Here is a 20,266-nt window from a genome sequence, read left to right on the forward strand (position 1 = left end):
TGGTGCCCCTTTGCCATGGCTCGCTTCTTGCTGACCATGACGGCATGCGGACGTCAATCCAGAAACGCATTGGCGGTCCCGTGAGCGAAGCGCACTCGACGCTCGGATCGTTTCGCGCGGGCGCAGCCTTCGCAGGCCTCGAGATGCTCGTCACGGCAGTGCTGATCGTCGACGAGCAATTCGTCATTCGCTACGCCAACCCGGCCGCGGAGAACCTGTTCGGGTTGTCGCGCAACCTGATGCTGCAACAGGCACTCGATGATGTGTTCACCCGCGACGAGGCGCTGGCTGCCGCGCTCGATTCCGCTCGCACGAACAATGCAGGGTATTCCGACTACGACGTGAAGCTCAGTGCGGTGGGCCGCGCGGACCGGCACCACCTGATCTGCTCGGTGATGCCGGTGGACCTGCCGGGGGAAGCTTCGAGCGACGTGGGCTACCTGCTCGAAATGCGTCCGATCACCCAGCAGATCAAGGCGGCGCGCGAGGAACGCATCCTCGACCAGACGCAGGCCAACCGCGAACTGGTGCGGAACCTGGCGCACGAGATCCGCAATCCGCTCGGCGGCATCCGGGGCGCCGCGCAGCTGCTCGACGCGGAGCTCGACCGCGCGGACCTGCGCGAGTACACGCGCGTGGTGATGCACGAGGCCGACCGTCTGCAGTCGCTGATGGACCGCATGCTCACGCCGCATCGCCTGCCGCAGGTGGGTGCTCTGAACATCCACGAGGTGATCGAGCGGGTACGCAGCGTGATGCTCGCCGAGTATCCCGACGGGCTCGTGGTGAAACGCGACTACGACACCAGTCTGCCGCTGCTCACCGGCGACCGCGAGCAGATCCTGCAGGCGGTGCTGAACATCGTGCGCAACGCCGCGCAGGCGATGAGCGGGCAGGGCCAGATCGTGCTGCGTACGCGCATCGCGCGTTCGGTGACGCTGGCGCGCCGTCGCTATCGGCAGGCGATCACGCTGCAGGTGATCGACAACGGCCCGGGCATCCCGGAGTCGGTACGCGAGCGTGTGTTCTATCCGCTGGTGTCGGCGCGCGAGGGCGGCAGCGGGCTCGGCCTCACGCTTGCCCAGACCTTCGTCAGCCAGCACTGCGGCACCATCGAATTCGACAGCGCGCCCGGCCGCACCTGCTTCTCCGTGACCCTTCCGCTCGGCGACGAAGGCGGCACAGGGCCGCGCGGGGATCCGTCGGGCCTATCCCATTCCAATGCAGCCAAGTGAAGAGACCATGAAATCTGTCTGGGTCATCGATGACGACAAGTCGATCCGCTGGGTGTTCGAGAAGGCGCTCACGCGCGAGAGCATCGAGTACAAGAGTTTCGCCTCCGCGCAGGACGCGCTCACCGCGCTGAACAGCTCCGTCCCGCAGGTGGTGGTCAGCGACATCCGGATGCCGGGTGCGTCGGGGCTCGACCTGCTGCAGCGGATCAAGGCCGAGCATCCCGAAGTGCCGGTGATCGTGATGACTGCCTACTCGGACCTGGAGAGTGCGGTGGCGGCGTTCCAGGGCGGCGCGTTCGAATACCTGCCCAAGCCGTTCGACGTCAACCACGCGGTCGAACTGATCCGGCGCGCGATCGACGAGAGCGTGCGGCAGACCGAGAGCACCGAAGAGACCACTTCCACGCCAGAAATCCTCGGGCAGGCGCCGTCGATGCAGGAGGTGTTCCGCGCGATCGGCCGCCTCTCGCAGTCGCATGCCACGGTGCTGATCACCGGCGAGTCGGGTAGCGGCAAGGAGCTGGTCGCGCGGGCCCTGCACCGGCACAGCCCGCGCTCCACCAAGCCGTTCATCGCGATCAATACCGCGGCGATCCCGAAGGACCTGCTGGAGTCCGAACTGTTCGGCCACGAGCGCGGATCGTTCACCGGCGCGCAGGCAATGCGCCGTGGCCGCTTCGAGCAGGCCGATGCCGGCACGCTGTTCCTCGACGAGATCGGCGACATGCCGGCGGAACTGCAGACGCGCCTGCTGCGCGTGCTGTCCGACGGGCAGTTCTACCGCGTCGGCGGGCACCAGCCGATCAAGGCGAACGTACGCGTGATCGCCGCGACCCACCAGGACCTCGAGCAGCGCGTGAAGCAGGGCCTGTTCCGGGAAGACCTCTACCATCGGCTGAACGTGATCCGCCTGCGGCTGCCGCCGATGCGCGAGCGGCGCGAGGACATCCCGCTGCTCGCCAGGTTCTTCCTGCTGAAGAGCGCGCGCGAACTGGGCGTGGAACCGAAGCGGCTGTCAGAAGCCGCGCTGCGCCACCTGTCCGCGCAGGACCTCCCCGGCAACGTGCGCCAGCTCGAGAACCTCTGCCACTGGCTGAGCGTGATGGCGCCCGGCATGAATGTCGAGGTGAACGACCTGCCGCCGGAGCTGCGCGGCGAGACGACAGCCAGCGCCGAGCAGAACTGGCTGCTCGCGCTCGAGCGCGAGGTGGAGCAGTCGTTCGGCCGTGGCGAGCAGGGGATCATCGACCAGCTGTCGCGCGATTTCGAACGCACGCTGATCGTCAAGGCGCTGCAGCACACCGGGGGACGGCGGATCGAGGCAGCGACGCTGCTCGGCCTCGGACGCAACACCTTGACGCGCAAGATCCAGGAACTCGGGCTCGAGGAGAAGGCGCCGGCGGCTGGCTGAGCCGGGATCGTCCGGACATCCCGGGCGCGTTGCAACTGGCCTGGCGCTCAGCTAGGCTGTGATGTCTTTTTTCTCGACCAACCGACACGCGAGTCCGTCCATGAGCATACAGGTCCCCGCAGGCATCGAGATTCGTGGCCCGATCCTGCCCGGGTTCGAGACCATACTCTCGCCAGACGCGCTCGCGTTCGTCGCGAAACTGCATCGCAGCTTCGAGTCGCGCCGGCAGGAGCTGCTCGCGAAGCGCGACGCGCGCCAGAAGGAATTCGACGCCGGGGTGCTGCCCGACTTCCTGCCCGAGACGAAGGCGATCCGCGAAGGAAACTGGAGCATCGCCCCCCAGCCGGCAGACCTTCTCGACCGGCGCGTCGAGATCACCGGGCCGACCGACCGCAAGATGGTGATCAACGCGCTCAACTGCGGCGCGTCGACCTTCATGGCCGACCTCGAAGACGCCAACTGCCCGCGCTGGGAGATGATGATCGAAGGGCAGGTGAACCTGCGCGATGCCGTGCGCCGCACGATCACCTTCGCCCAGGGCGGGAAGTCGTACGCGCTCAACGAGAAGACCGCGGTGCTGCTGCCGCGCCCGCGCGGCTGGCACATGAACGAGAAGCACCTGCGTATCGACGGCGCCGAGGTGTCCGGCGGCATCTTCGACTTCGCGCTGTTCTTCTTCCACAACGCAAGAGAGCTGCTGGCGCGTGGGTCGGGACCGTACTTCTACCTGCCGAAGATGGAGTCCCACCTCGAGGCGCGGCTGTGGAACGACATCTTCACGATTGCCCAGCAGGCGCTCGGCGTGCCGCACGGTTCCATCAAGGCCACGGTGCTGATCGAGACCATCCCCGCGGCGTTCGAGATGGACGAGATCCTGTACGAGTTGAAGGACCACTCGGCGGGCCTGAACATCGGCCGCTGGGACTACATCTTCTCCTGCATCAAGAAGTTCCGGGTCAACAAGGATTTCTGCCTGGCCGACCGGTCCCAGGTGACGATGACCGCGCCGTTCATGCGCGCGTATGCGCTGACGCTGGTCAAGACCTGCCACCGGCGCGGCGCGCCGGCGATGGGCGGCATGGCGGCGCAGATCCCGATCAAGAACGACCCGGCCGCCAACGATGCGGCGATGGAGAAGGTGCGTGCCGACAAGCTGCGCGAGGTGACCGACGGCTGCGACGGCACCTGGGTTGCGCACCCCGGCCTGGTGCCGATCGCCAGGGCGGTGTTCGACCAGTACATGCCGACGCCAAACCAGTACACGAAGCAGCTGCCCGAGGTGAACTTCAGCGCGAAGGACCTCCTTGACTTCCAGCCCTCGGCTCCGATCACCGAGGCCGGCCTGCGCAACAACCTGTCGGTCGGCATCCAGTACCTGGGCGCCTGGCTGGCCGGCAACGGTTGCGTGCCGGTGTTCAACCTGATGGAAGATGCCGCTACCGCCGAGATCTCGCGCTCGCAGATCTGGCAGTGGATCCGCTCACCGAAGGGCGTGCTCGACGACGGCCGCAAGGTGACCGCCGGGATGGTCAAGGCGCTGGTGGCCGAGGAACTGCCGAAGGTGAAGGTCTACCTCGGCGATGCGGCCTGGGCTGCGGGCCGATACCCGGAGGCGGCCGCGATGTTCGAGCAGATGTGCACGGGCGATTACAACGAGTTCCTCACGCTGCCGGCGTACGAACTGATCGACTGAAGCCGCGAGCCGGTTGCAGCCGTGGGCCGACGGCATCGGCCAGCGCCACCCCGGTCAGGCCAGCTCGCAGACCACGGGCGCATGGTCCGACGGCCGTTCCGCCGCGCGTGGTGCGCTGTCGATGGTGCAGCTGCGGCAGCGTGCCGCCAGCGGCGGCGACAGCAGCACATGGTCGATGCGCACCCCGAGCTTCCGGCGGAACATGTTCATGCGGTAGTCCCACCAGCTCCAGCTGCGCTCCGGCTGGTCGAACAGGCGGAACGAATCGGCCAGGCCCAGCGCGACCAGCCCGCGGAACGCCTCGCGCTCCGGTTCGCTGCAAAGCACCTTGCCCGCCCAGCCCGCTGGGTCGTGGACGTCGCGGTCGTCGGGCGCGATGTTGTAGTCGCCCAGCACGGCGAGCGAAGGATGCGCCGCCAGTTCCTGCTGCAGCCACGCGGTGAACCGCGCGAGCCAGTCGAGCTTGTACGGGTACTTCGCCGATTCCACCGACTCGCCGTTGGGCACGTAGGCGCAGACCAGCCGTACGCCGTCGACGGTGGCCGAGATCACCCGCTTCTGCGGGTCGTCGAAGCCCGGGATGCCCATCACCACGCCGGTCGGCTCGCTGCGCGACAGGATCGCAACACCGTTGTAGGTCTTCTGCCCGGAGAAAACGACCTTGTATCCTGCCGCCTCGATCGCGGCGACCGGGAACTTCGGGTCTTCGAGCTTGGTCTCCTGCAGGCACAGTGCATCGGGCTGGTGGGTGGCGAGCCAGTCGAGCACATGCGGCAGGCGCACGTTGAGGGAGTTGACGTTCCAGGTGGCAAGCCGCATTAGTCTAACAATCCTTTGCTAATCATATATCTACGATCATGGTACATTGTCTGGCTACACAAAGTCTCACCGCTTCCCACCATTGTGCCCGGCGGCCTACAGCTCGGGCAGGCCATCGATACGGCTTTACAGCTAACCGCCGCCATGCCGGCCAGCGCCGCGCCGACGTGCGCGTCGTGTTCGGCCCGCAGCCGCCTGTACTTCGCCCCCCCCCAGCCTGAAGGTTCGACAGGGCGGAGGGCTACTTCTCCATAGCGCACAACCCACGCAAAAGCTCATCGAGAGCGGTTCCAGGGATTGCAAACTTCCAAGAGTCAGCCTCATCGGATGTACGCATAAGCCCCCCGAGGCCCATCTGACCAGAGAAGGCTGCGAATGTAAGCTGACGGTAACGTCCCTCTTTGCAGTCGAACTCTTGTAGCACGCGAAATGAACGCGCCTGGCCAACTTGAGGTGGGTGCGTAAAATCGACCAAGAGCTGGACCCTCCGAAGGTGGCCGATCACACGGATAGTTTCCGGGTCAAAGTACATACCAACTTGATCGGTTCTAGAACCCTCCACCCACTTTTGCGCTCCCGCCGGCATCGCCAGCAGCATCAGCAGGACAGCAATTCCGTTCCTCATGTGATCTTCCCGTGGCTAGTGTCAACGCCGAAGTAAATCTGACCCACTTTTCGCGGAAACGCCGAAGTAAAACTGACCCACCCGGGCGGCCTGTTCAGTCCTCCGCCTACCCGGCGGCCTCCACCTCCTTCCGAGCCGTCACCCCGGCCTTGCGCTTGTCCTTCAGCCGATAGCTCTCGCCGGTGATCTTCACGATGTGCGCGTGGTGCAGCAGTCGGTCGAGCATGGCCGCGACGAGCGTCTGGTCATCGGCGAAGGTGCTCGCCCACTGAGTGAATGGCAGGTTGCTGGTCAGCACCATACTGCCGCGCTCATAGCGTTTTGCCACGACGTTGAAGAACAGGCTGGCTTCGTCCCGCCCGAAGGGCAGGTACCCGATCTCGTCGACGATCAGCAGCCGCGGGCCGAGCACGGCGCGATTGAAGTACTCCTTCAGCCGTCCTTGCCCGTGCGCGGCGGCCAGCTGCAGCATCAGATCCGCAGCCGTGATGAAGCGCGTCTTGATCCCTGCCTGGACGGCCCGGTGCGCAAAGGCCAGGGCGAGGTGCGTCTTGCCCACGCCAGACGGACCGATGAGCACGATGTTCTCCGCGCGCTCGATGTACGTGCCGTGACTGAGCTCGATGATCTGGGCTTTAGGCGCGCCGGCAGCTGCCTTCCAATCGAACGTCTCCAGCGTCTTGATCACCGGCATCGTGGCCAGCTTCGTCAACGTGGAGACTCGTCGTTGATCCCGGGCCGCGTTCTCAGCCTCGAGAAGGCGCTCAAGGAAATCCGCGAAGCTCGCCTCGTTTCGTGCAGCTGCCTGTGCCTCAGCGTTCCATTGCGTGCCGATTCCACTGAGCTTCAGGCTGTCGCACAAACCGCTGATGCGCTCCTCCTGCAGGCTCATGCGAGCACCGCCAGCAGTTCGTCGTAGACCGACAGCGGATGCTGGAGACTCTCGACAGGAATGGCCCGCCGAACAGCGACAACGGGCGGCGCGATCAAGCGCGGCGGGGCAAGCATCACCTGCTGTTCCTCGACCAGCCGAACGGCTGGAATCGCACCCGTGGTGGCATGAACGCGAACATTGGCAACATCTTGCAGCCAGCGCAGTACAGCCATGTTCGCCGTCACGACATCGAGCCGAAGGCCGTCGGCCTTCAGCCGTGCTGCCAGCGGAACCAGGAAGCTTCCTTTCAGGTATCGGTTGAAGCGCTCGACCTTGCCCTTCGTCTTCGCCCGATATGGACGACACAGCCGCGGCGCGAAGCCACATTCGTCGGCAAGCTTCATCAACTCCGGGTTCCACCGGTGCAGTCCTGGACCATGCGCATCGCGTTCGAGCACCACGGTCTTGGCGTTGTCGAACAGAACGTGCTCCGGCACGCCGCCGAAGTAGTCGAAGGCCGCCCGCAATGCGTCCACCAGCGCCGCTGCGTCCTCGTGCTGGCTGAACCGAACGAAAGCGGCGCGGCTGTAGCCCATCGTCGCCACCAGTGCCAACAGCGGATCGGAGCCACGCCGAACGATCGTGAAATCGGCCTGCATCTGCTGGCCGGGTTCGGTTTCGAACCGCCGCACCGGCTCAGGCGCGGATGCCGGTTTCAGCGTCGCAATATGCACCTTCACCTGGCTGATTCCGCCTCCATAGCCAAGTTCCCGGATCTCCTGCAGCAGTACCGTCGCCGGAATCCAGTCCGGCCTGGCTGCCTCGACTCGGCGCTTCAGGTACTCCTTGAATGGGTCGAGTTTCGTCCCGCGCGCCGTACGCGGTTTGTACCGGGCCGCGCCCGTATCACGCAGGTACCGGCGAACCGTATTGCGCGAACACCCCATCTGCCGAGCGATCTCCCGTAGACCGACGCCTCGTCTTGCCAACACTCGAATCTCCACTGCCTGCTCCTGGGTCAACATCGGCGGCCTCCTTGCCGCCATCCTTGCCCAGGTGGGTCAGTTTTACTTCGGCGATGTGGGGGTGCGGACGATTTCTTGGACTACCTTCAGGGGTAGTTCATGTACTCATGCGACGACAGACTGCGAGCTGTTCAGCTCTACATCAAGCTGGGCAAGCGCGCCGGCCTGACCATCCGCCAGCTCGGCTATCCGACGAAAAACGCCCTCAAGGCCTGGCACCAGGCCTACGAGCAGCGTCAGGACTTGCCCACGGGGTACGTCCGCGAGCCGAAGTACACCCTGGCGCAGAGGCAGCTGGCAGTAGATCACTTTGCCGCCAACGGACGCTGCCTGGCATTCACGATCAAGGCGCTCGGCTACCCGTCCAGGTCGCTGCTCGCCGGCTGGATCCGGGATGCTCATCCCGAAGTACGCCCGAGGGTGGGGCAAGCCCACGAAGCGCTGTCATCGCAGGCGAAGCAGTCTGCAGTCATGGCGCTGTGCCTGCGGCAAGGAAGTGCCCAGGCGGTGGCCCAGGAGCTTGGTGTCTCCAGGCCTTCGCTGTACAACTGGAAGAATCAGCTACTCAGCAACGAGGCGTTGGCATCCATGAAACCCCAGAATCCGGCGCCAAGCTCGGAGCGTAATGAACTCGAATGCGAGGTCGAACGCCTCCAACGAGCCGTCAAGCGCCTGAAGCTCGAGCAGGACATCTTGAAGAAGGCTAACGAACTGCTAAAAAAAGAACTGGGCATCGATCAGCAACTCCTGACGAATCGGGAGAAGACCCAGCTGGTTGATGCCCTGCGATCCACGCACGCGCTGGCCGACCTGCTGGCGGAGCTCGAACTGCCACGCAGCTCCTATTTCTATCACCGGGGTCGGCTTGCGCTCGCCGACAAGTACGCTGCCGTTCGTTGTGTCATGGCCGACATCTTCCAGAGCAACTACCGCTGCTATGGCTCGCGCCGGATGCATGCCACGCTCGCCAGACAGTCGGTGACCATCTCCGAGAAGGTCGTCCGACGCCTGATGAAGGAAGAGCGCTTGATCCCGGTCTTGCACAAGCGCAGGCGCTATGGCTCGTACATGGGCGAGATCAGTCCGGCGCCAGACAACCTCCTGAACCGGGACTTCACCGCCAGTGCACCTAACAAGAAGTGGTTGACCGACATCACGGAGTTCCAAATCGCGGCCGGCAAGGTCTACCTCTCACCGATGATCGATTGCTTCGACGGGCTGGTGGTTAGCTGGTCGATGGGTATTCGACCTGATGCCGAGCTCGTCAACACGATGCTGGACGCGGCGATCGACACCGTCATCGCCAGCAACGACCGGCCCGTGGTGCATTCCGATCGCGGCGGTCACTACCGCTGGCCTGGCTGGCTCACTCGGATCGCCGACGCGCGTCTCGTGCGCTCGATGTCACGCAAGGCCTGCTCGCCCGACAACGCCGCATGCGAGGGTTTCTTCGGCCGGCTGAAGAACGAGCTGTTCTACGCCAGGGACTGGCTGAACGCTACGGTCGACGAGTTCATGGCGGCGCTTGACGCTTACATCCGCTGGTACAACGAGGCACGGATCAAGATGTCGCTCGGCTCACGCAGCCCAGTGGAGCACCGCAAGTATCTGGGGATCGCTGTCTAACCAGTCCAAGTTTTCTGCCGCACCCCCTGTGGGTCAGTATTACTTCGGCGCTAACAGCTAGTATTCGAGCGTGCCCAGGCAATGATTGCTAGCGCTCTCTAGGGCTGGTTCCCCAGCGCTCTCGCTTGTCCCGCTCTTGTTTGCAGGCTTGCGCCTCTCGCCCTGCAGTCCTAACCACGAATGTAGGCACCAGAAGTGGGACAGAATGCGAAGACTGTCCCACTCACGCGCATCGACGGAATCGATGTAATCACAGCCCGTGCCGCCATCAGTGAGACCGGTGCCGACATGTCGCGCTTCCCCAGCGACAAGCATTTCGCGAGCTGGATGGGCCTGTGTCCGGGCAACGCAATCGCGGCTTTAGCCCACAAGCTCGTGCGGCTGATCTACTCGATGCTGACAAGGAGTGTCTTGCGCATTGCCTGAAGGTCTTTGGAAGTAGCAAGATGCCTACTGATAATTCGACAAGGACCCGCCGCACGCAGTGACAGGTGTGCGAACGGTTCCGAGAACGGCCTTTGATCGACCCTAATGTAAGCGACGATCTTGCCCAGGTACAGCCGATACGCGTTTATCCCGCCCCACTTTTCGCGGTGGGGATTCATCAAACCAGTCGTGGGAAGTGTCTCGTCATCATCGTCTACCCAGCGAGACAAGACCGCGTCAAAGGAGTCGGGTGCATGTCCCTGATTAAGGAGCATCTGGGAGAGCACCTTCTGCTCATAGGGTCCGAGATTCACGGTGTTGTAGAACTTGTGAGTGGAGACGGAAGCGCGCCACAGTACCGAAACCAGAAAGTCGAGAACCGCAAGCTTGTCAACTACCGCTGCCTCGTGGGCTATGGTCTTACCCTCACTCTCCAGCGGCGTGAAGTAGTCATCGAACCTCGTAAGGAGCTTTTCAATGCCGTAGGTATCCCACCGAAGGAACTTCGATTCGCAGACTGAGCAAAGTAAATTTTTGTCATAGACTCCGATCGGAGCCTTCTCCGGAGGGTGTCCCTTGGCCCCCGCCAGAAGCAGGGGCGCAACTTCCCCTTCGCGCAACTCGCGAAAGAAGGCCTCGGGGATAATGTGCGCCTTGACAAACCCCGATGTGACGGCACATATGCGGCAATTCGGCATTCGAGTGGCCTAACGCTGCGGTTCAGCGGTAGGCCGCGCAGTGGGCCGTCCGTTGCGACCGGTTGTTAGACGACCTCGAGTTCTTTGAGAGTCTTTCCACTCGCATCCTTCCATGCCGTGAGTCCATTGGCGTGGCCTCCGTGAATAACGGCGGCGGCTGCACTCGGACTACCGAACTCAATGTCTCTTGTAAAGAGCAAGCGATCCTCGTTGGCGGTGAGGACGCCATCATCCTTCAGCTTCTGTCGGAGATTGCGAGTCCATGGCCATTTCTCGGAAGATGGGCGCTCCGACGCGACCGCTTCCGAACCCTTTTGAATTAGGAACCCATTAGCGCTTCGGAACCCAGTGGCTTTCAACCCCTTGATTTCGCAGTATAGGAGTTTGCTTGTTGGGGCGTCGGGCGTTTTCAACCCCGCCATCGGCACAAGCAGCTCAATGCCCAATACCGGAAGGAGCTGGTTGATCTTTTCGAGGAATACTTCCATTTCGCCTCGATCTGACTCGGGCAGTTTGGATCCGCTGCCTTGAGTATTGATCACCACCGCACGGCCGGCCGTCTTGGCCAAAGTGAGCAGCTGGCCTTCCAAGTACCGAATATGCGCCTTTGTCAGATTCTCGTCCTTACTGACGAAAAACGTGACTTGACTCCAGAAGTCCTTGTCGTTGTGATTCTTGACTCGGTCGCGGATACATTCGGCCTCGCCGATGTAGATCGCTGGCCTTCCGGTTTCGGGGTCTGTTCCTGTCAGAAAGTAAATGCCCGACTTGTCCGACTCCTCGCGAGCGAGAACGCCATCGAACTGAGTCCGTGGGCCAGATACGGCTTTTCCAGTCCAGTTCGACAGTTCCGCTGTTCGGAGACGCTTTGGATCGCCGTGAACGAGAAAGAGCTTGATGGTTGCCGATGGCATATCTGACGTCGTCTAACGTGTCGTAGGGGGGCAGGAACTGCTGCATAACGTCGGTGCAGACTCCCTGACATCGTAGCCCAACGCATGCGTAAGTGGTTGTGGCATCGTTTCTTTCTCCCGTTCGACCAGGTTTTTATCCGGTACTAAATTTCCCGGAAAGTCCGGACTTTGTGAGCAGACCGTTTCCGGTAGCTATCGGGGGGGCGATTGTGCTGCCACACTAAACGACAGCACACAGAGCGCGAGCGCCACGAACGCGCGCGCGGTGGTAGTTGCGAGCTTCATCTGATCTTCCCGGCAGGCGATAGATCTCGCAGGTTACCGGACCGTCCGCCTTCGCTCTAGTCGCCCGCCTTTCCCTTCACGAAGCCTTCGATGATCCAGGCTAAGAGCGCCCCTGCGGCAGCGCAGGCTGCGGGCCGATCGCGCTGAGCGGATTGCGCTGATCGATGGGGCCGATCACTGGCAGAGAGGGGAGCGGGGGCCTTCGCAAAATCCAGGGCGATTCATGAAGGGTGTTTCTTAAGAGAGAGACGGCACCGCTCAACGGCCGAAGTATGTGATTGAGCCCAGGCGATTGACCATGTGCTCCATGTAGACGAATTCCTTCGCACGTTGCTCAGGCGGCAGGGATTCAAGCAACTTCCGCATCATCGGATTCAGTACTCGGACATAGCCGACTCCGGTTGTTGCCGTGTATGTGATGTACACACCAGATTCTGTCTTGTTCATCGCCAAATTGTTCCGACTCGCCCAGATGTACCTGCCACCTTCCTTAACGATTCTGACCTTCAGGTCACTTACGCGCGAACTGGCCACTTCGACCGATCGAGTTGTACCTTCTTGCACTTCGACGACGACGGAGGGGATGCCTTCAAATTCGATCTGCGCGTTTGCAGCGCCCGTAGCAACCAACAGGGCTAGCACCGCAAGATAGGGCGATATCCCACGCATAACCTCGCTCATAGCCTCTCCACAGTTGATCAGCGAACCGGCCCCGGTGAAACGCTAGCGACGGTGCGAGTGCTCCCCTATTTAGACGCCCCCGGCCTGCGGGTTTGAGGCGGGGTCACTTGTCGCCACGGCCGACCTTCGCGGCACACAGTAGTTTTTGCAGCAACTCTTCTGGCGTGGATGGGGGTACAAATCGCCAATCGGTAGCGCTATCAGCGTTCGCCACAACTCGCCCCTGTCCCATCTGACCTGAAAGCACGGCTGAAGATAGGAATCGACTGCGGCCTTCCTTGCAGTCGAGCTCCATTAACATTCGGCCCGAACGTACTTCCCCTCGGGGCTTGAAGTAATCAACGAGTAGCCAGATTCGCCGCGTGTGACCCGTTACGCGGAAGGTCTCCGGGTCAAGGTAGTGCGAACTCTCAGATGTAGTCGCATAGACCTCCCATCTCTGCGCCTCGGCTGCCCCCACCGGCATCGCCAGCAGCATCAGCAGGACGGCTATCGCGGTTCGCATATGGTCTTCACGGCAGGTGATAGATCCGGCACATTACCGGACGATCAGATCCTTTTCTAGCTGCGTGGCTGCTGGCCTTTATTTCTCCCGTCATGCCCTCGCGCACGCACGAGTACGCGCGCGTACTGGCGCGTACCGTTCTGCAACCGGCAGGCAACCGGCCCTGCTTGACCAGCTCGGGTCGCATCGGGTCGCAAAGTGAGACGGCAGTCAGCGCCCTCGCGCGCGTGATAGCTCTATCAACGCTCGCAGTTGCGCCTGGCGCCACCCTCGGCACGCGCGAACGCCTCGATATGTGCCAGTAGCGCCACATGGCTAGCTCCACCCTCACGCAGACGTGCCAGATCGGCGCACAAGCGCGCCTTGACCTCGGTTGCATGGCTGATACCGGCAGCGTGCGACAGTCGATTCACGCGGGTTCTGACGGCTTTGGGAAGCATGGTCGGACCTCTCGCGGGCATACGGGGCAGGAAACAGGGCTTTGTGTTCTTGCGAAGGTGGATGATCGGGTTCCTGCATTTGAGTGAGTCGACTTTTTCTATCCCCCTCGGGCACCAGTCCCGGCCACCGGATCGACGCCGGCCAGCAGCCGGTATCCATCGGCTCCGGTTCGTAGTCCTCGCATCGGCGGGGAATGCCCGGATCGGGTCGGTACTCACGCGCTAGCGCACGGATATCCGGGGCTATCCCCGGACGTACTCCTTTCGATCATTCCACCGGGATCTTCGCCAGCCGGACGACCCTTGCCCACTTGTCGACTTCGGCCTTCAGGAACGTGGCGAACTCGGCCGGCGTGTTCGTCATCGGCTGCAGCTCCTGCCTGACCAGCCCGGCACTGACGCCCGGATCGGCGATCGTGCGCGCCACCGCCGCGTGCAGTGCAGCCTGGACATGGGCGGGCGTGCCGCCCGGCGCGGTGAGTCCGTACCAGGTCGTGTACTCGTAGCCGCGCAGGCCCGACTCGGCGACCGTAGGCACCTGCGGCAAGGCTGCCAGGCGCTGCGTGGTCGTGACCCCGAGCGCCCGCAGGCGACCGGTGGAGACGAACGGAAGCGCAGAGCCCAGGGTCGGCACCGCCACCTGCAAGTGTCCGCCGACCAGATCGGCCAGCACAGGCCCTGCGCCCTTGTAAGGCACGTGCAGCATTTCGATGCCCGCGCTGACGCCTATCAAGGCTGCCGCAAGGTGGATGCTGGTGCCGATGCCGCCAGAGCCGTAGGTGATCTGGTTGGGCCGGGCTTTCGCCAGATTGACCAGTTCGCCCATGGTCTTCACGGGCAGCGATGGATGCACGACCACCACGCTGGGCTGCGTGGCCAGAAGCGAGATCGGCGCCAGGTCGCGCAGCGTGTCGTAGGGCAGGCTCTGCCGCAGCGCCGCGATGGCGGCGAGATTGGTGTTGTTGACGCCCAGCGTATGCCCGTCGGGTGCAGCCTTGGCGACGGCCGCCGTGCCGGTGACCATCGCATTGCCGGCGCGATTCTCGACGATCACGCCCTGTCCCAGTTCTTCCGCCAGCCGCGGTGCGACGGCGCGTGCGACGAGATCGATGCCCCCGCCCGGTGCCACCGGAACGATGAGGCGCAGCGGCTTCGCAGGGAAAGCGGCAGCTTGCCCGTGCGCGGCAGACGGAACGGACAGGGATGCAGCCAGCGCCGCGAGCGGCAGCGCCATCGCGGGGTGGAGGGGATGCCGGCGGAAGGAATTCCTGGCAAGCAGACACATGGCGTACTGAACCTCCTGCGCGAGGGCGCATGGACAAGGCGGCTGCTGACCACTGTAACCCGGCAGCAAACGCCATGCCATGTCACTATCGGCCCCATGCTGAGGTCTGCCCTGGCACGCCACGCCCGTGCGGCGCCGCGCCGGGCGATAATCGCGTCCGGTCCCTCCCGTGCGCGGAACTTTGGCGCGTTGCGCGGGTCCCATGCGCTGGCGCTCTGCCGTGTTGCCCCACCCACCAGAAAAACAGCCGATGATCCGGGTAGAGAATCTAGTCAAGCAGTTCGGCGCCAAGCGCGCCGTGAACGGCATCTCGTTTACCGTCGAGCGCGGTGAAGTGCTCGGCCTGCTCGGTCCGAACGGCGCCGGCAAGTCGACCACGATGCGCATCATCACCGGCTTCTATCCGGCCACCTCGGGCGGGGTGACGGTCGGCGGGCATGACGTGGCGGTCGACCCGATCCGTGCCAAGGCGCTGATCGGCTACCTGCCCGAGAGCGCGCCGTCCTATGCCGACATGACGGTGCAGGGCTTCCTGTCGTTCATCGCCGACCTGCGCGGCATGTCGGGCAGCGCGAAGAAGGCCGCAGTGCATGGCGCGGTCGAGACCTGCCTGCTGGAGAGCGTGCTGCACCAGCCGATCGACACGCTGTCGAAGGGTTACCGCCATCGCACCTGCCTGGCACAGGCGATCCTGCACGATCCCGACGTGCTGGTTCTCGACGAGCCGACCGACGGCCTCGATCCGAACCAGAAGCATGCGGCGCGCGAGTTGATCCGTCGGATGGGCGAGCGCAAGGCGATCGTGTTCTCGACCCATATCCTCGAAGAGGTCGAGGCTGCGTGCACGCGCGCGGTGATCATCGACCGTGGATCGGTGGTCGCCAACGGCACACCGGCGGAACTCAAGGCACGCTCCGCGACTGCGGGCTGCGTGCGGGTGACGCTCGCCGGGGCCGGGACGGCGGATACGGCCGTGTCGCAGCTCGGGCAACTGCCCGGCGCCGAGCGGGCCGAGCTGCTGTCCGGTGCCGATCCTGTGGCGGAGGGGCGCTTTACGGTGCGCGTCTATCCGAAGCGCGGGGACAACGGCGCGATCGGCGCGGCCGGTGCCGCGCTGACCGTCGCAGTCGCCCAGGCAGCGCAGGCAGGCGGCTGGCAGGTGCAGGCGCTGTCGACCGAAGAAGGACGCCTGGAAGACGTGTTCCGCTCGATCACCCTCCCCGATACGGTGGCGCAATGAACGGCCAGGCTACAGTGAAGCACGGGTCCGCGGTCTCCAACATCTCCGGTATCGTCCGGCGTGAACTGTCGGGCTACTTCGGTTCCCCGGTCGCCTATGTGTTCCTGGTGATCTTCCTGCTGATGGCGGGCTTCCTCACCTTCACCATCGGCCGCTTCTTCGAGCGCGCCGAGGCGTCGCTGGTGTCGTTCTTCACCTGGCATCCGTGGATGTACCTGTTCCTGGTGCCCGCGGTCGGCATGCGCCTGTGGTCCGAGGAGCGCCGGCTGGGCACGCTCGAGCTGTTGCTGACGCTGCCGGTCACGCTGCCGCAGGTGATCATCGGCAAGTTCCTCGCATCGTGGATCTTCCTCGCGATCGCGCTCGCGCTGACCTGCCCGGTATGGATCACGGTGAACGTACTCGGTTCGCCTGACAATGGCGCGATCCTCACTGCCTACCTGGGCAGCCTGCTGCTCGCCGGCAGCTTCCTCGCGATCACCTCGATGACCTCGGCGATGACGCGCAACCAGGCGGTCAGCTTCATCCTCTCGGTGATGCTGTGCCTGTTGCTGGTGATCGCCGGCTACAGCCCGGTGACCGATCTGCTCACCCGATGGACCAGCCCCGCAGTGGTGAACGCGGTCGCCTCGTTCTCGGTGATGACGCATTTCGACGCGCTCCAGCGGGGCGTGATCGACCTGCGCGACGTAGGGTTCTTCCTGTCGGTGATCGGCTTCGCGCTGTTCGGCAATGCGGTGATCGTGCGCGGCCTGCGGGCCGGCTGAAGGAATGTGACGATGGCCTCCGGAAACCTCGTGAAGCGTTTGATGTCCCCCGCCGGCCTGGCGCTGCTGTTCGTCGCGCTGGTGGTCCTCAATGTCGTGCTGTCGGCCGTGCCGGCCCGCCTCGACCTCACCGAAGGGCGCGTGTACACGCTGTCCGACGGCACGCGGCAGGTGCTGTCGAAGCTCGACGCGCCGGTCGTGATCCGTTTCTATTACACGCAGAGCGGCGACACCTCGGTGCCGGTGGCGCTCAACACCTTCGCCAAGCGCGTGCAGGACCTGCTGGCCGAGTACGTGGCGGCGTCCGGCGGGCGGCTGGTGCTGGAGCGCCTGAACCCCGAGCCCGATTCCGACGCCGAGGACGCCGCGACGCGCGACGGCATCGATGCCCAGGTGACGCCGAACCAGGAGAAGTTCTACCTCGGGCTCGCCATCGAGCGACGCGATGCTGCCAAGGGTGATGCTGCGAAGGGAACGGCGCCGAAAGGGGACGCCGCGAAGACCTCGCATGCGGTCGCGATCCCGGTGCTCTCGCCGGAACGCGAGCGGCTGCTCGAGTACGACATCACGCGCGCGATCGCGCAGGTGATGCAGGAGCGCCGGCCGGTGATTGGCGTGATGAGCGCGATCCCGGTGTTCGGCCGTCCGATGGAGCTGATGCTCGGCCGGCTGCCCACCGGTCCGTGGATCGCCATCCAGGAGCTGCAGCGCAACTTCGACGTGCGGCCGGTGCCGATGGAGAGCACGCGCATCCCGGACGAGGTCAAGGTACTGCTGGTGATCCATCCGCGCGACCTGTCCGAGGCAGGCGAGTATGCAATCGACCAGTTCGTGCTGCGCGGCGGCCGGCTGATCGCATTCGTCGATCCGTATGCGTTCTTCGACCAGCAGCGCAACCTCGAGAATCCGCTGGCTGGCAACACCGCGAGCGAGTCGACGTTCCAGAAGCTGCTGAGTGCCTGGGGCTACACGATGCCGACCGGCAAGATCGTGGCTGACCTCACGCTGGCGAGCAACCAGAACGGTCGCGCCATGCCGACCCTGCTCAACGTGCAGGGTGACGCGCTGAACAAGGACGACCTGGTGATCGGGCAGGTGGGCGCGCTCACCATCCCGTTCCCCGGTTGGTTCGCTCCGATCGAAGGCAAGGCGGTGCCCGGCCTGACCGCCAACACGCTGTTGCGCACCTCTCCGAATTCGATGCTGATCGACCCGATCATCGCGACGCTGACCGGTGTCGATGCCGCGCGCGGCTTCCAGCCTTCGGGCAAGGCGCATGCACTCGCACTGCGCCTGGTCGGTCGCTTTCCGACGGCGTTCCCGGACGGCCCACCGAAGGTCGAGGCGATCGCGCCCGTGCCGCTGCGCGACGGTGCGGCGGCCGAACCTGCGCCGGCGCCGCCGACCCCGGCCGATCCGGCCGCCCACCTGGGCAAGGCGACGGCGGACGCACAGGTCGTGCTGGTCTCCGACATCGACATGCTTGCCGACGGCGTGGTGGTGCAGATCCAGGAGTCGTTCGGCCAGCAGGTGCGGGTGCCGATCAACGGCAACCTCGACTTCCTGCAGAGCCTGGTCGAGGCATTCGCCGGCGACACCGCGCTCGGCGCGCTGCGCAGCCGTGCTGCCTTCTCGCGGCCGCTGACCGTGCCGCTGGAGATCGCCGAGCGTGCCCAGCAGGAATACCTCGGCGCGATCAAGGAACTCGAGGACGACCTGATCCAGACCCAGGACCGGCTCCAGAAGCTTCAGCGGTCCCGCGCACCCGGCTCGGCCTTCACGCCCAGCGCGGAACAGCAGGCCGAGATCGACGCCTTCCAGCGCAAGTCGACCGAAACCAAGGCGCAGCTGAAGGAACTGCGGCGCACGCTGCGCCTGGAGACCGATCGGCTGGAACTGGTCACCAAGGTGGCCAACATCGCGCTGATGCCGGCGGTTGTGGCCTTCGCCGGGCTGGGACTGTTCGCTATCCGCCGGCGCAGGCTCGGGCGCTGAGGCTGCGCCGGCGGGACTCCCGCCGGTTCAACGATCGTGGCGCGGACCGGCGGAGCCGGTCACGCCGCCGCGCTGAGTTCGACCGTCGGGGTACGGATCAGGTAGTCGAACGCCGACAGCGCCGACTTCGAACCCTCGCCAGCCGCGATGACGATCTGTTTGAACGGCACGGTCGTCACGTCGCCTGCGGCGAAGATGCCCGGGACGTTGGTCGCGCCCTTGGCATCGACCACGATCTCGCCGTACTTGGACAGCTCGACCACGCCCTTCAGCCACTCGGTATTGGGCACCAGGCCGATCTGCACGAACACACCTGCCAGTTCGACCGTGTGCTGCTCACCGTTGCGGCGATCGGTGAACTTCAGGCCGTTCACCTTGCCACCTTCACCGGTGATCTCGGTGGTCTGGGCGCTGGTATGCACCGTCACGTTGGGCAGGCTGTTCAGCTTGCGTACCAGCACGGCATCGGCCTTCAGCTGGTCGGCGAATTCGACGACCGTCACGTGCGCCACCACGCCGGCGAGGTCGATCGCGGCCTCGACGCCGGAGTTGCCACCGCCGATCACTGCAACATGCTTGCCCTTGAACAGCGGGCCGTCGCAGTGCGGGCAGTAGGCCACGCCCTTGTTGCGGTACTCGGCCTCGCCGGGCACGTTGACGTTGCGCCAGCGGGCGCCGGTGGCCAGGATCACCGAACGTGCCTTGAGCGCGGCTCCATTGGCCAGCACGACGCTGGCGAGGCCGCCCGGCTGCGCGGCCGGCTCCAGCGACACGACCTGCTGGCTGTTCATGACGTCGACGCCGTAGTGGCGAACGTGCGCTTCCAGTGCCGCGGCGAACTTCGGTCCTTCGGTCTCCAGCACGGAGATGTAGTTCTCGATGCCCAGGGTGTCGAGCGTCTGGCCGCCGAAGCGCTCGGCGACGATGCCGGTACGGATACCCTTGCGTGCGGCGTAGACCGCCGCGGCCGCGCCGGCGGGCCCGCCGCCGACGATCAGCATGTCGAAGGTCTCCTTGGCGCCCAGGCGTGCGGCGTCGCGCGCCGCGGCGCCGCTGTCGACCTTGGCCAGGATGTCGGCGATCTCCATCCGGCCCGAGGCGAACGGCTCGCCGTTCAGGTACACGAACGGAACTGCCATGACCTGGCGCGACTCGACCTCGTCCTTGAACAGGCCGCCGTCGATCGCGACATGGTGCACCTTCGGGTTGAGCACGGCCATCAGGTTCAGTGCCTGGACGACGTCCGGGCAGTTATGGCACGACAGCGACATGTAGGTTTCGAACTTCAGCTCGACGTCCAGCGAGCGGATCTGCTCGATGATCTCCGCCTCGACCTTCGGCGGATGGCCACCGGCCTGCAACAGTGCCAGCACCAGCGAGGTGAACTCATGGCCCATCGGGATGGCCGCGAACCGCACGCCCATGTCGTGTCCGACGCGGCTGACCGAGAACGAGGGGCGGCGTGCATCGCTGCCGTCGAAGCGGGTACTGACCTTGTCGTTCAGGCTGGCGATTTCCTCCAGCAACTCGCGCATCTCCTGCGATGCGGGGCGATCGTCGAGCGAGGCGACCAGCTCGATCGGCTGGGTCAGGCGTTCGAGGTAGGCCTTGAGTTGAGTCTTGAGGTCGGTGTCCAGCATGATGTCGGTACCTTTTGGGTGGAATTCGGGACAGCAGGTCCCGAGCCATCGCAGGGGTGCGGATCGCGCAACCCCGGCGGCG

Annotated in this window: 16 protein-coding genes; 8 read left to right on the forward strand and 8 right to left on the reverse strand. The window is 64.4% G+C overall.

Annotation, left to right across the window (positions count from 1 at the left end; translation table 11 throughout):
* Window positions 1-44 precede the first annotated feature (44 nt).
* The 3 genes from ING98_09240 to ING98_09250 all read left to right on the forward strand — a co-directional run bounded on the left by ING98_09240 (window position 45) and on the right by ING98_09250 (window position 4,339).
* On the forward strand, window positions 45-1,235 hold the full coding sequence (locus ING98_09240) for a PAS domain-containing protein (protein ID MCA3102046.1): 1,191 nt from the start codon (window positions 45-47) through the stop codon (window positions 1,233-1,235).
* Between the two features lie 7 nt (window positions 1,236-1,242).
* Complete coding sequence (gene ntrC / locus ING98_09245) at window positions 1,243-2,646, forward strand: nitrogen regulation protein NR(I) (protein MCA3102047.1); 1,404 nt, start codon at window positions 1,243-1,245, stop codon at window positions 2,644-2,646.
* A gap of 100 nt (window positions 2,647-2,746) precedes the next feature.
* The gene (locus ING98_09250; protein MCA3102048.1) at window positions 2,747-4,339 is read left to right on the forward strand and encodes a malate synthase A; all 1,593 of its coding nucleotides are present in this window, start codon (window positions 2,747-2,749) and stop codon (window positions 4,337-4,339) included.
* Between the two features lie 54 nt (window positions 4,340-4,393).
* On the opposite strand, the gene xth is transcribed toward ING98_09250, so the two are convergent.
* The 3 genes from xth to ING98_09265 form a co-directional block, all read right to left on the reverse strand.
* Window positions 4,394-5,158 carry an exodeoxyribonuclease III gene (xth, locus tag ING98_09255; GenBank protein MCA3102049.1) on the reverse strand — a complete coding sequence of 255 codons (765 nt, stop codon included), beginning with the start codon at window positions 5,156-5,158 and terminating at the stop codon, window positions 4,394-4,396.
* A 731-nt stretch (window positions 5,159-5,889) separates the two neighbouring features.
* The gene (locus ING98_09260) at window positions 5,890-6,675 is read right to left on the reverse strand and encodes an AAA family ATPase (protein ID MCA3102050.1); all 786 of its coding nucleotides are present in this window, start codon (window positions 6,673-6,675) and stop codon (window positions 5,890-5,892) included.
* Window positions 6,672-7,682: an IS21 family transposase gene (locus ING98_09265; protein ID MCA3102051.1), complete on the reverse strand. Its 1,011-nt coding sequence runs from the start codon at window positions 7,680-7,682 to the stop codon at window positions 6,672-6,674. The genes ING98_09260 and ING98_09265 overlap by 4 nt, the downstream gene beginning before the upstream one ends.
* Window positions 7,683-7,781: 99 nt before the next feature.
* Between ING98_09265 and ING98_09270 the strand changes: the two genes are divergently transcribed.
* Together ING98_09270 and ING98_09275 are read left to right on the forward strand one after the other, a co-directional pair.
* The gene (locus ING98_09270) at window positions 7,782-9,308 is read left to right on the forward strand and encodes an IS3 family transposase (GenBank protein MCA3102052.1); all 1,527 of its coding nucleotides are present in this window, start codon (window positions 7,782-7,784) and stop codon (window positions 9,306-9,308) included.
* A gap of 195 nt (window positions 9,309-9,503) precedes the next feature.
* On the forward strand, window positions 9,504-9,734 hold the full coding sequence (locus ING98_09275) for a transposase (GenBank protein ID MCA3102053.1): 231 nt from the start codon (window positions 9,504-9,506) through the stop codon (window positions 9,732-9,734).
* Here ING98_09275 and ING98_09280 read toward each other — a convergent pair.
* From ING98_09280 to ING98_09295, 4 genes are all read right to left on the reverse strand, one after another.
* Window positions 9,695-10,432: a hypothetical protein gene (locus ING98_09280; protein ID MCA3102054.1), complete on the reverse strand. Its 738-nt coding sequence runs from the start codon at window positions 10,430-10,432 to the stop codon at window positions 9,695-9,697. The two genes, ING98_09275 and ING98_09280, sit on opposite strands and share 40 nt — an antisense overlap.
* A gap of 65 nt (window positions 10,433-10,497) precedes the next feature.
* Window positions 10,498-11,346, reverse strand: a complete 849-nt coding sequence (locus ING98_09285; GenBank protein MCA3102055.1) for a GIY-YIG nuclease family protein — start codon at window positions 11,344-11,346, stop codon at window positions 10,498-10,500.
* Between the two features lie 543 nt (window positions 11,347-11,889).
* Window positions 11,890-12,312: a hypothetical protein gene (locus tag ING98_09290; protein MCA3102056.1), complete on the reverse strand. Its 423-nt coding sequence runs from the start codon at window positions 12,310-12,312 to the stop codon at window positions 11,890-11,892.
* 1,213 nt (window positions 12,313-13,525) lie between these two features.
* Entirely contained in the window at window positions 13,526-14,491 is a 966-nt protein-coding gene (locus ING98_09295; protein ID MCA3102057.1) for a tripartite tricarboxylate transporter substrate binding protein, read from the reverse strand.
* Between the two features lie 301 nt (window positions 14,492-14,792).
* Here ING98_09295 and ING98_09300 point away from each other — a divergent pair, with 301 nt between their 5' ends.
* The 3 genes from ING98_09300 to ING98_09310 are packed head-to-tail and all read left to right on the forward strand — an operon-like array spanning window position 14,793 to window position 18,544.
* Window positions 14,793-15,782 (forward strand): ATP-binding cassette domain-containing protein, encoded by a 990-nt coding sequence (locus ING98_09300; protein MCA3102058.1) that lies wholly within the window; start codon window positions 14,793-14,795, stop codon window positions 15,780-15,782.
* The gene (locus tag ING98_09305) at window positions 15,779-16,549 is read left to right on the forward strand and encodes an ABC transporter permease subunit (GenBank protein MCA3102059.1); all 771 of its coding nucleotides are present in this window, start codon (window positions 15,779-15,781) and stop codon (window positions 16,547-16,549) included. The genes ING98_09300 and ING98_09305 overlap by 4 nt, the downstream gene beginning before the upstream one ends.
* 12 nt (window positions 16,550-16,561) lie before the next feature.
* Window positions 16,562-18,544 carry a Gldg family protein gene (locus ING98_09310; protein ID MCA3102060.1) on the forward strand — a complete coding sequence of 661 codons (1,983 nt, stop codon included), beginning with the start codon at window positions 16,562-16,564 and terminating at the stop codon, window positions 18,542-18,544.
* Between the two features lie 59 nt (window positions 18,545-18,603).
* Here ING98_09310 and ahpF read toward each other — a convergent pair whose 3' ends face one another.
* A complete protein-coding gene (gene ahpF, locus ING98_09315; GenBank protein MCA3102061.1) occupies window positions 18,604-20,184 on the reverse strand; it encodes an alkyl hydroperoxide reductase subunit F in 1,581 nt (526 codons plus the stop codon).
* Window positions 20,185-20,266: the final 82 nt, after the last annotated feature.

The organism is Rhodocyclaceae bacterium (assembly GCA_020248265.1).
GTDB lineage: Bacteria > Pseudomonadota > Gammaproteobacteria > Burkholderiales > CAIKXV01 > CAIKXV01.

What these genes read in the sequence shown, in the direction of transcription:
- ING98_09240 (MCA3102046.1), top strand. Translation starts at nt 45, where the DNA reads ATGCGGACGTCAATCCAGAAACGCATTGGCGGTCCCGTGAGCGAAGCG.
- ntrC (MCA3102047.1), top strand. Translation starts at nt 1,243, where the DNA reads ATGAAATCTGTCTGGGTCATCGATGACGACAAGTCGATCCGCTGGGTG.
- ING98_09250 (MCA3102048.1), top strand. Translation starts at nt 2,747, where the DNA reads ATGAGCATACAGGTCCCCGCAGGCATCGAGATTCGTGGCCCGATCCTG.
- xth (MCA3102049.1), bottom strand. Translation starts at nt 5,158, where the DNA reads ATGCGGCTTGCCACCTGGAACGTCAACTCCCTCAACGTGCGCCTGCCG.
- ING98_09260 (MCA3102050.1), bottom strand. Translation starts at nt 6,675, where the DNA reads ATGAGCCTGCAGGAGGAGCGCATCAGCGGTTTGTGCGACAGCCTGAAG.
- ING98_09265 (MCA3102051.1), bottom strand. Translation starts at nt 7,682, where the DNA reads ATGTTGACCCAGGAGCAGGCAGTGGAGATTCGAGTGTTGGCAAGACGA.
- ING98_09270 (MCA3102052.1), top strand. Translation starts at nt 7,782, where the DNA reads ATGTACTCATGCGACGACAGACTGCGAGCTGTTCAGCTCTACATCAAG.
- ING98_09280 (MCA3102054.1), bottom strand. Translation starts at nt 10,432, where the DNA reads ATGCCGAATTGCCGCATATGTGCCGTCACATCGGGGTTTGTCAAGGCG.
- ING98_09285 (MCA3102055.1), bottom strand. Translation starts at nt 11,346, where the DNA reads ATGCCATCGGCAACCATCAAGCTCTTTCTCGTTCACGGCGATCCAAAG.
- ING98_09290 (MCA3102056.1), bottom strand. Translation starts at nt 12,312, where the DNA reads ATGAGCGAGGTTATGCGTGGGATATCGCCCTATCTTGCGGTGCTAGCC.
- ING98_09295 (MCA3102057.1), bottom strand. Translation starts at nt 14,491, where the DNA reads ATGGCGCTGCCGCTCGCGGCGCTGGCTGCATCCCTGTCCGTTCCGTCT.
- ING98_09300 (MCA3102058.1), top strand. Translation starts at nt 14,793, where the DNA reads ATGATCCGGGTAGAGAATCTAGTCAAGCAGTTCGGCGCCAAGCGCGCC.
- ING98_09305 (MCA3102059.1), top strand. Translation starts at nt 15,779, where the DNA reads ATGAACGGCCAGGCTACAGTGAAGCACGGGTCCGCGGTCTCCAACATC.
- ING98_09310 (MCA3102060.1), top strand. Translation starts at nt 16,562, where the DNA reads ATGGCCTCCGGAAACCTCGTGAAGCGTTTGATGTCCCCCGCCGGCCTG.
- ahpF (MCA3102061.1), bottom strand. Translation starts at nt 20,184, where the DNA reads ATGCTGGACACCGACCTCAAGACTCAACTCAAGGCCTACCTCGAACGC.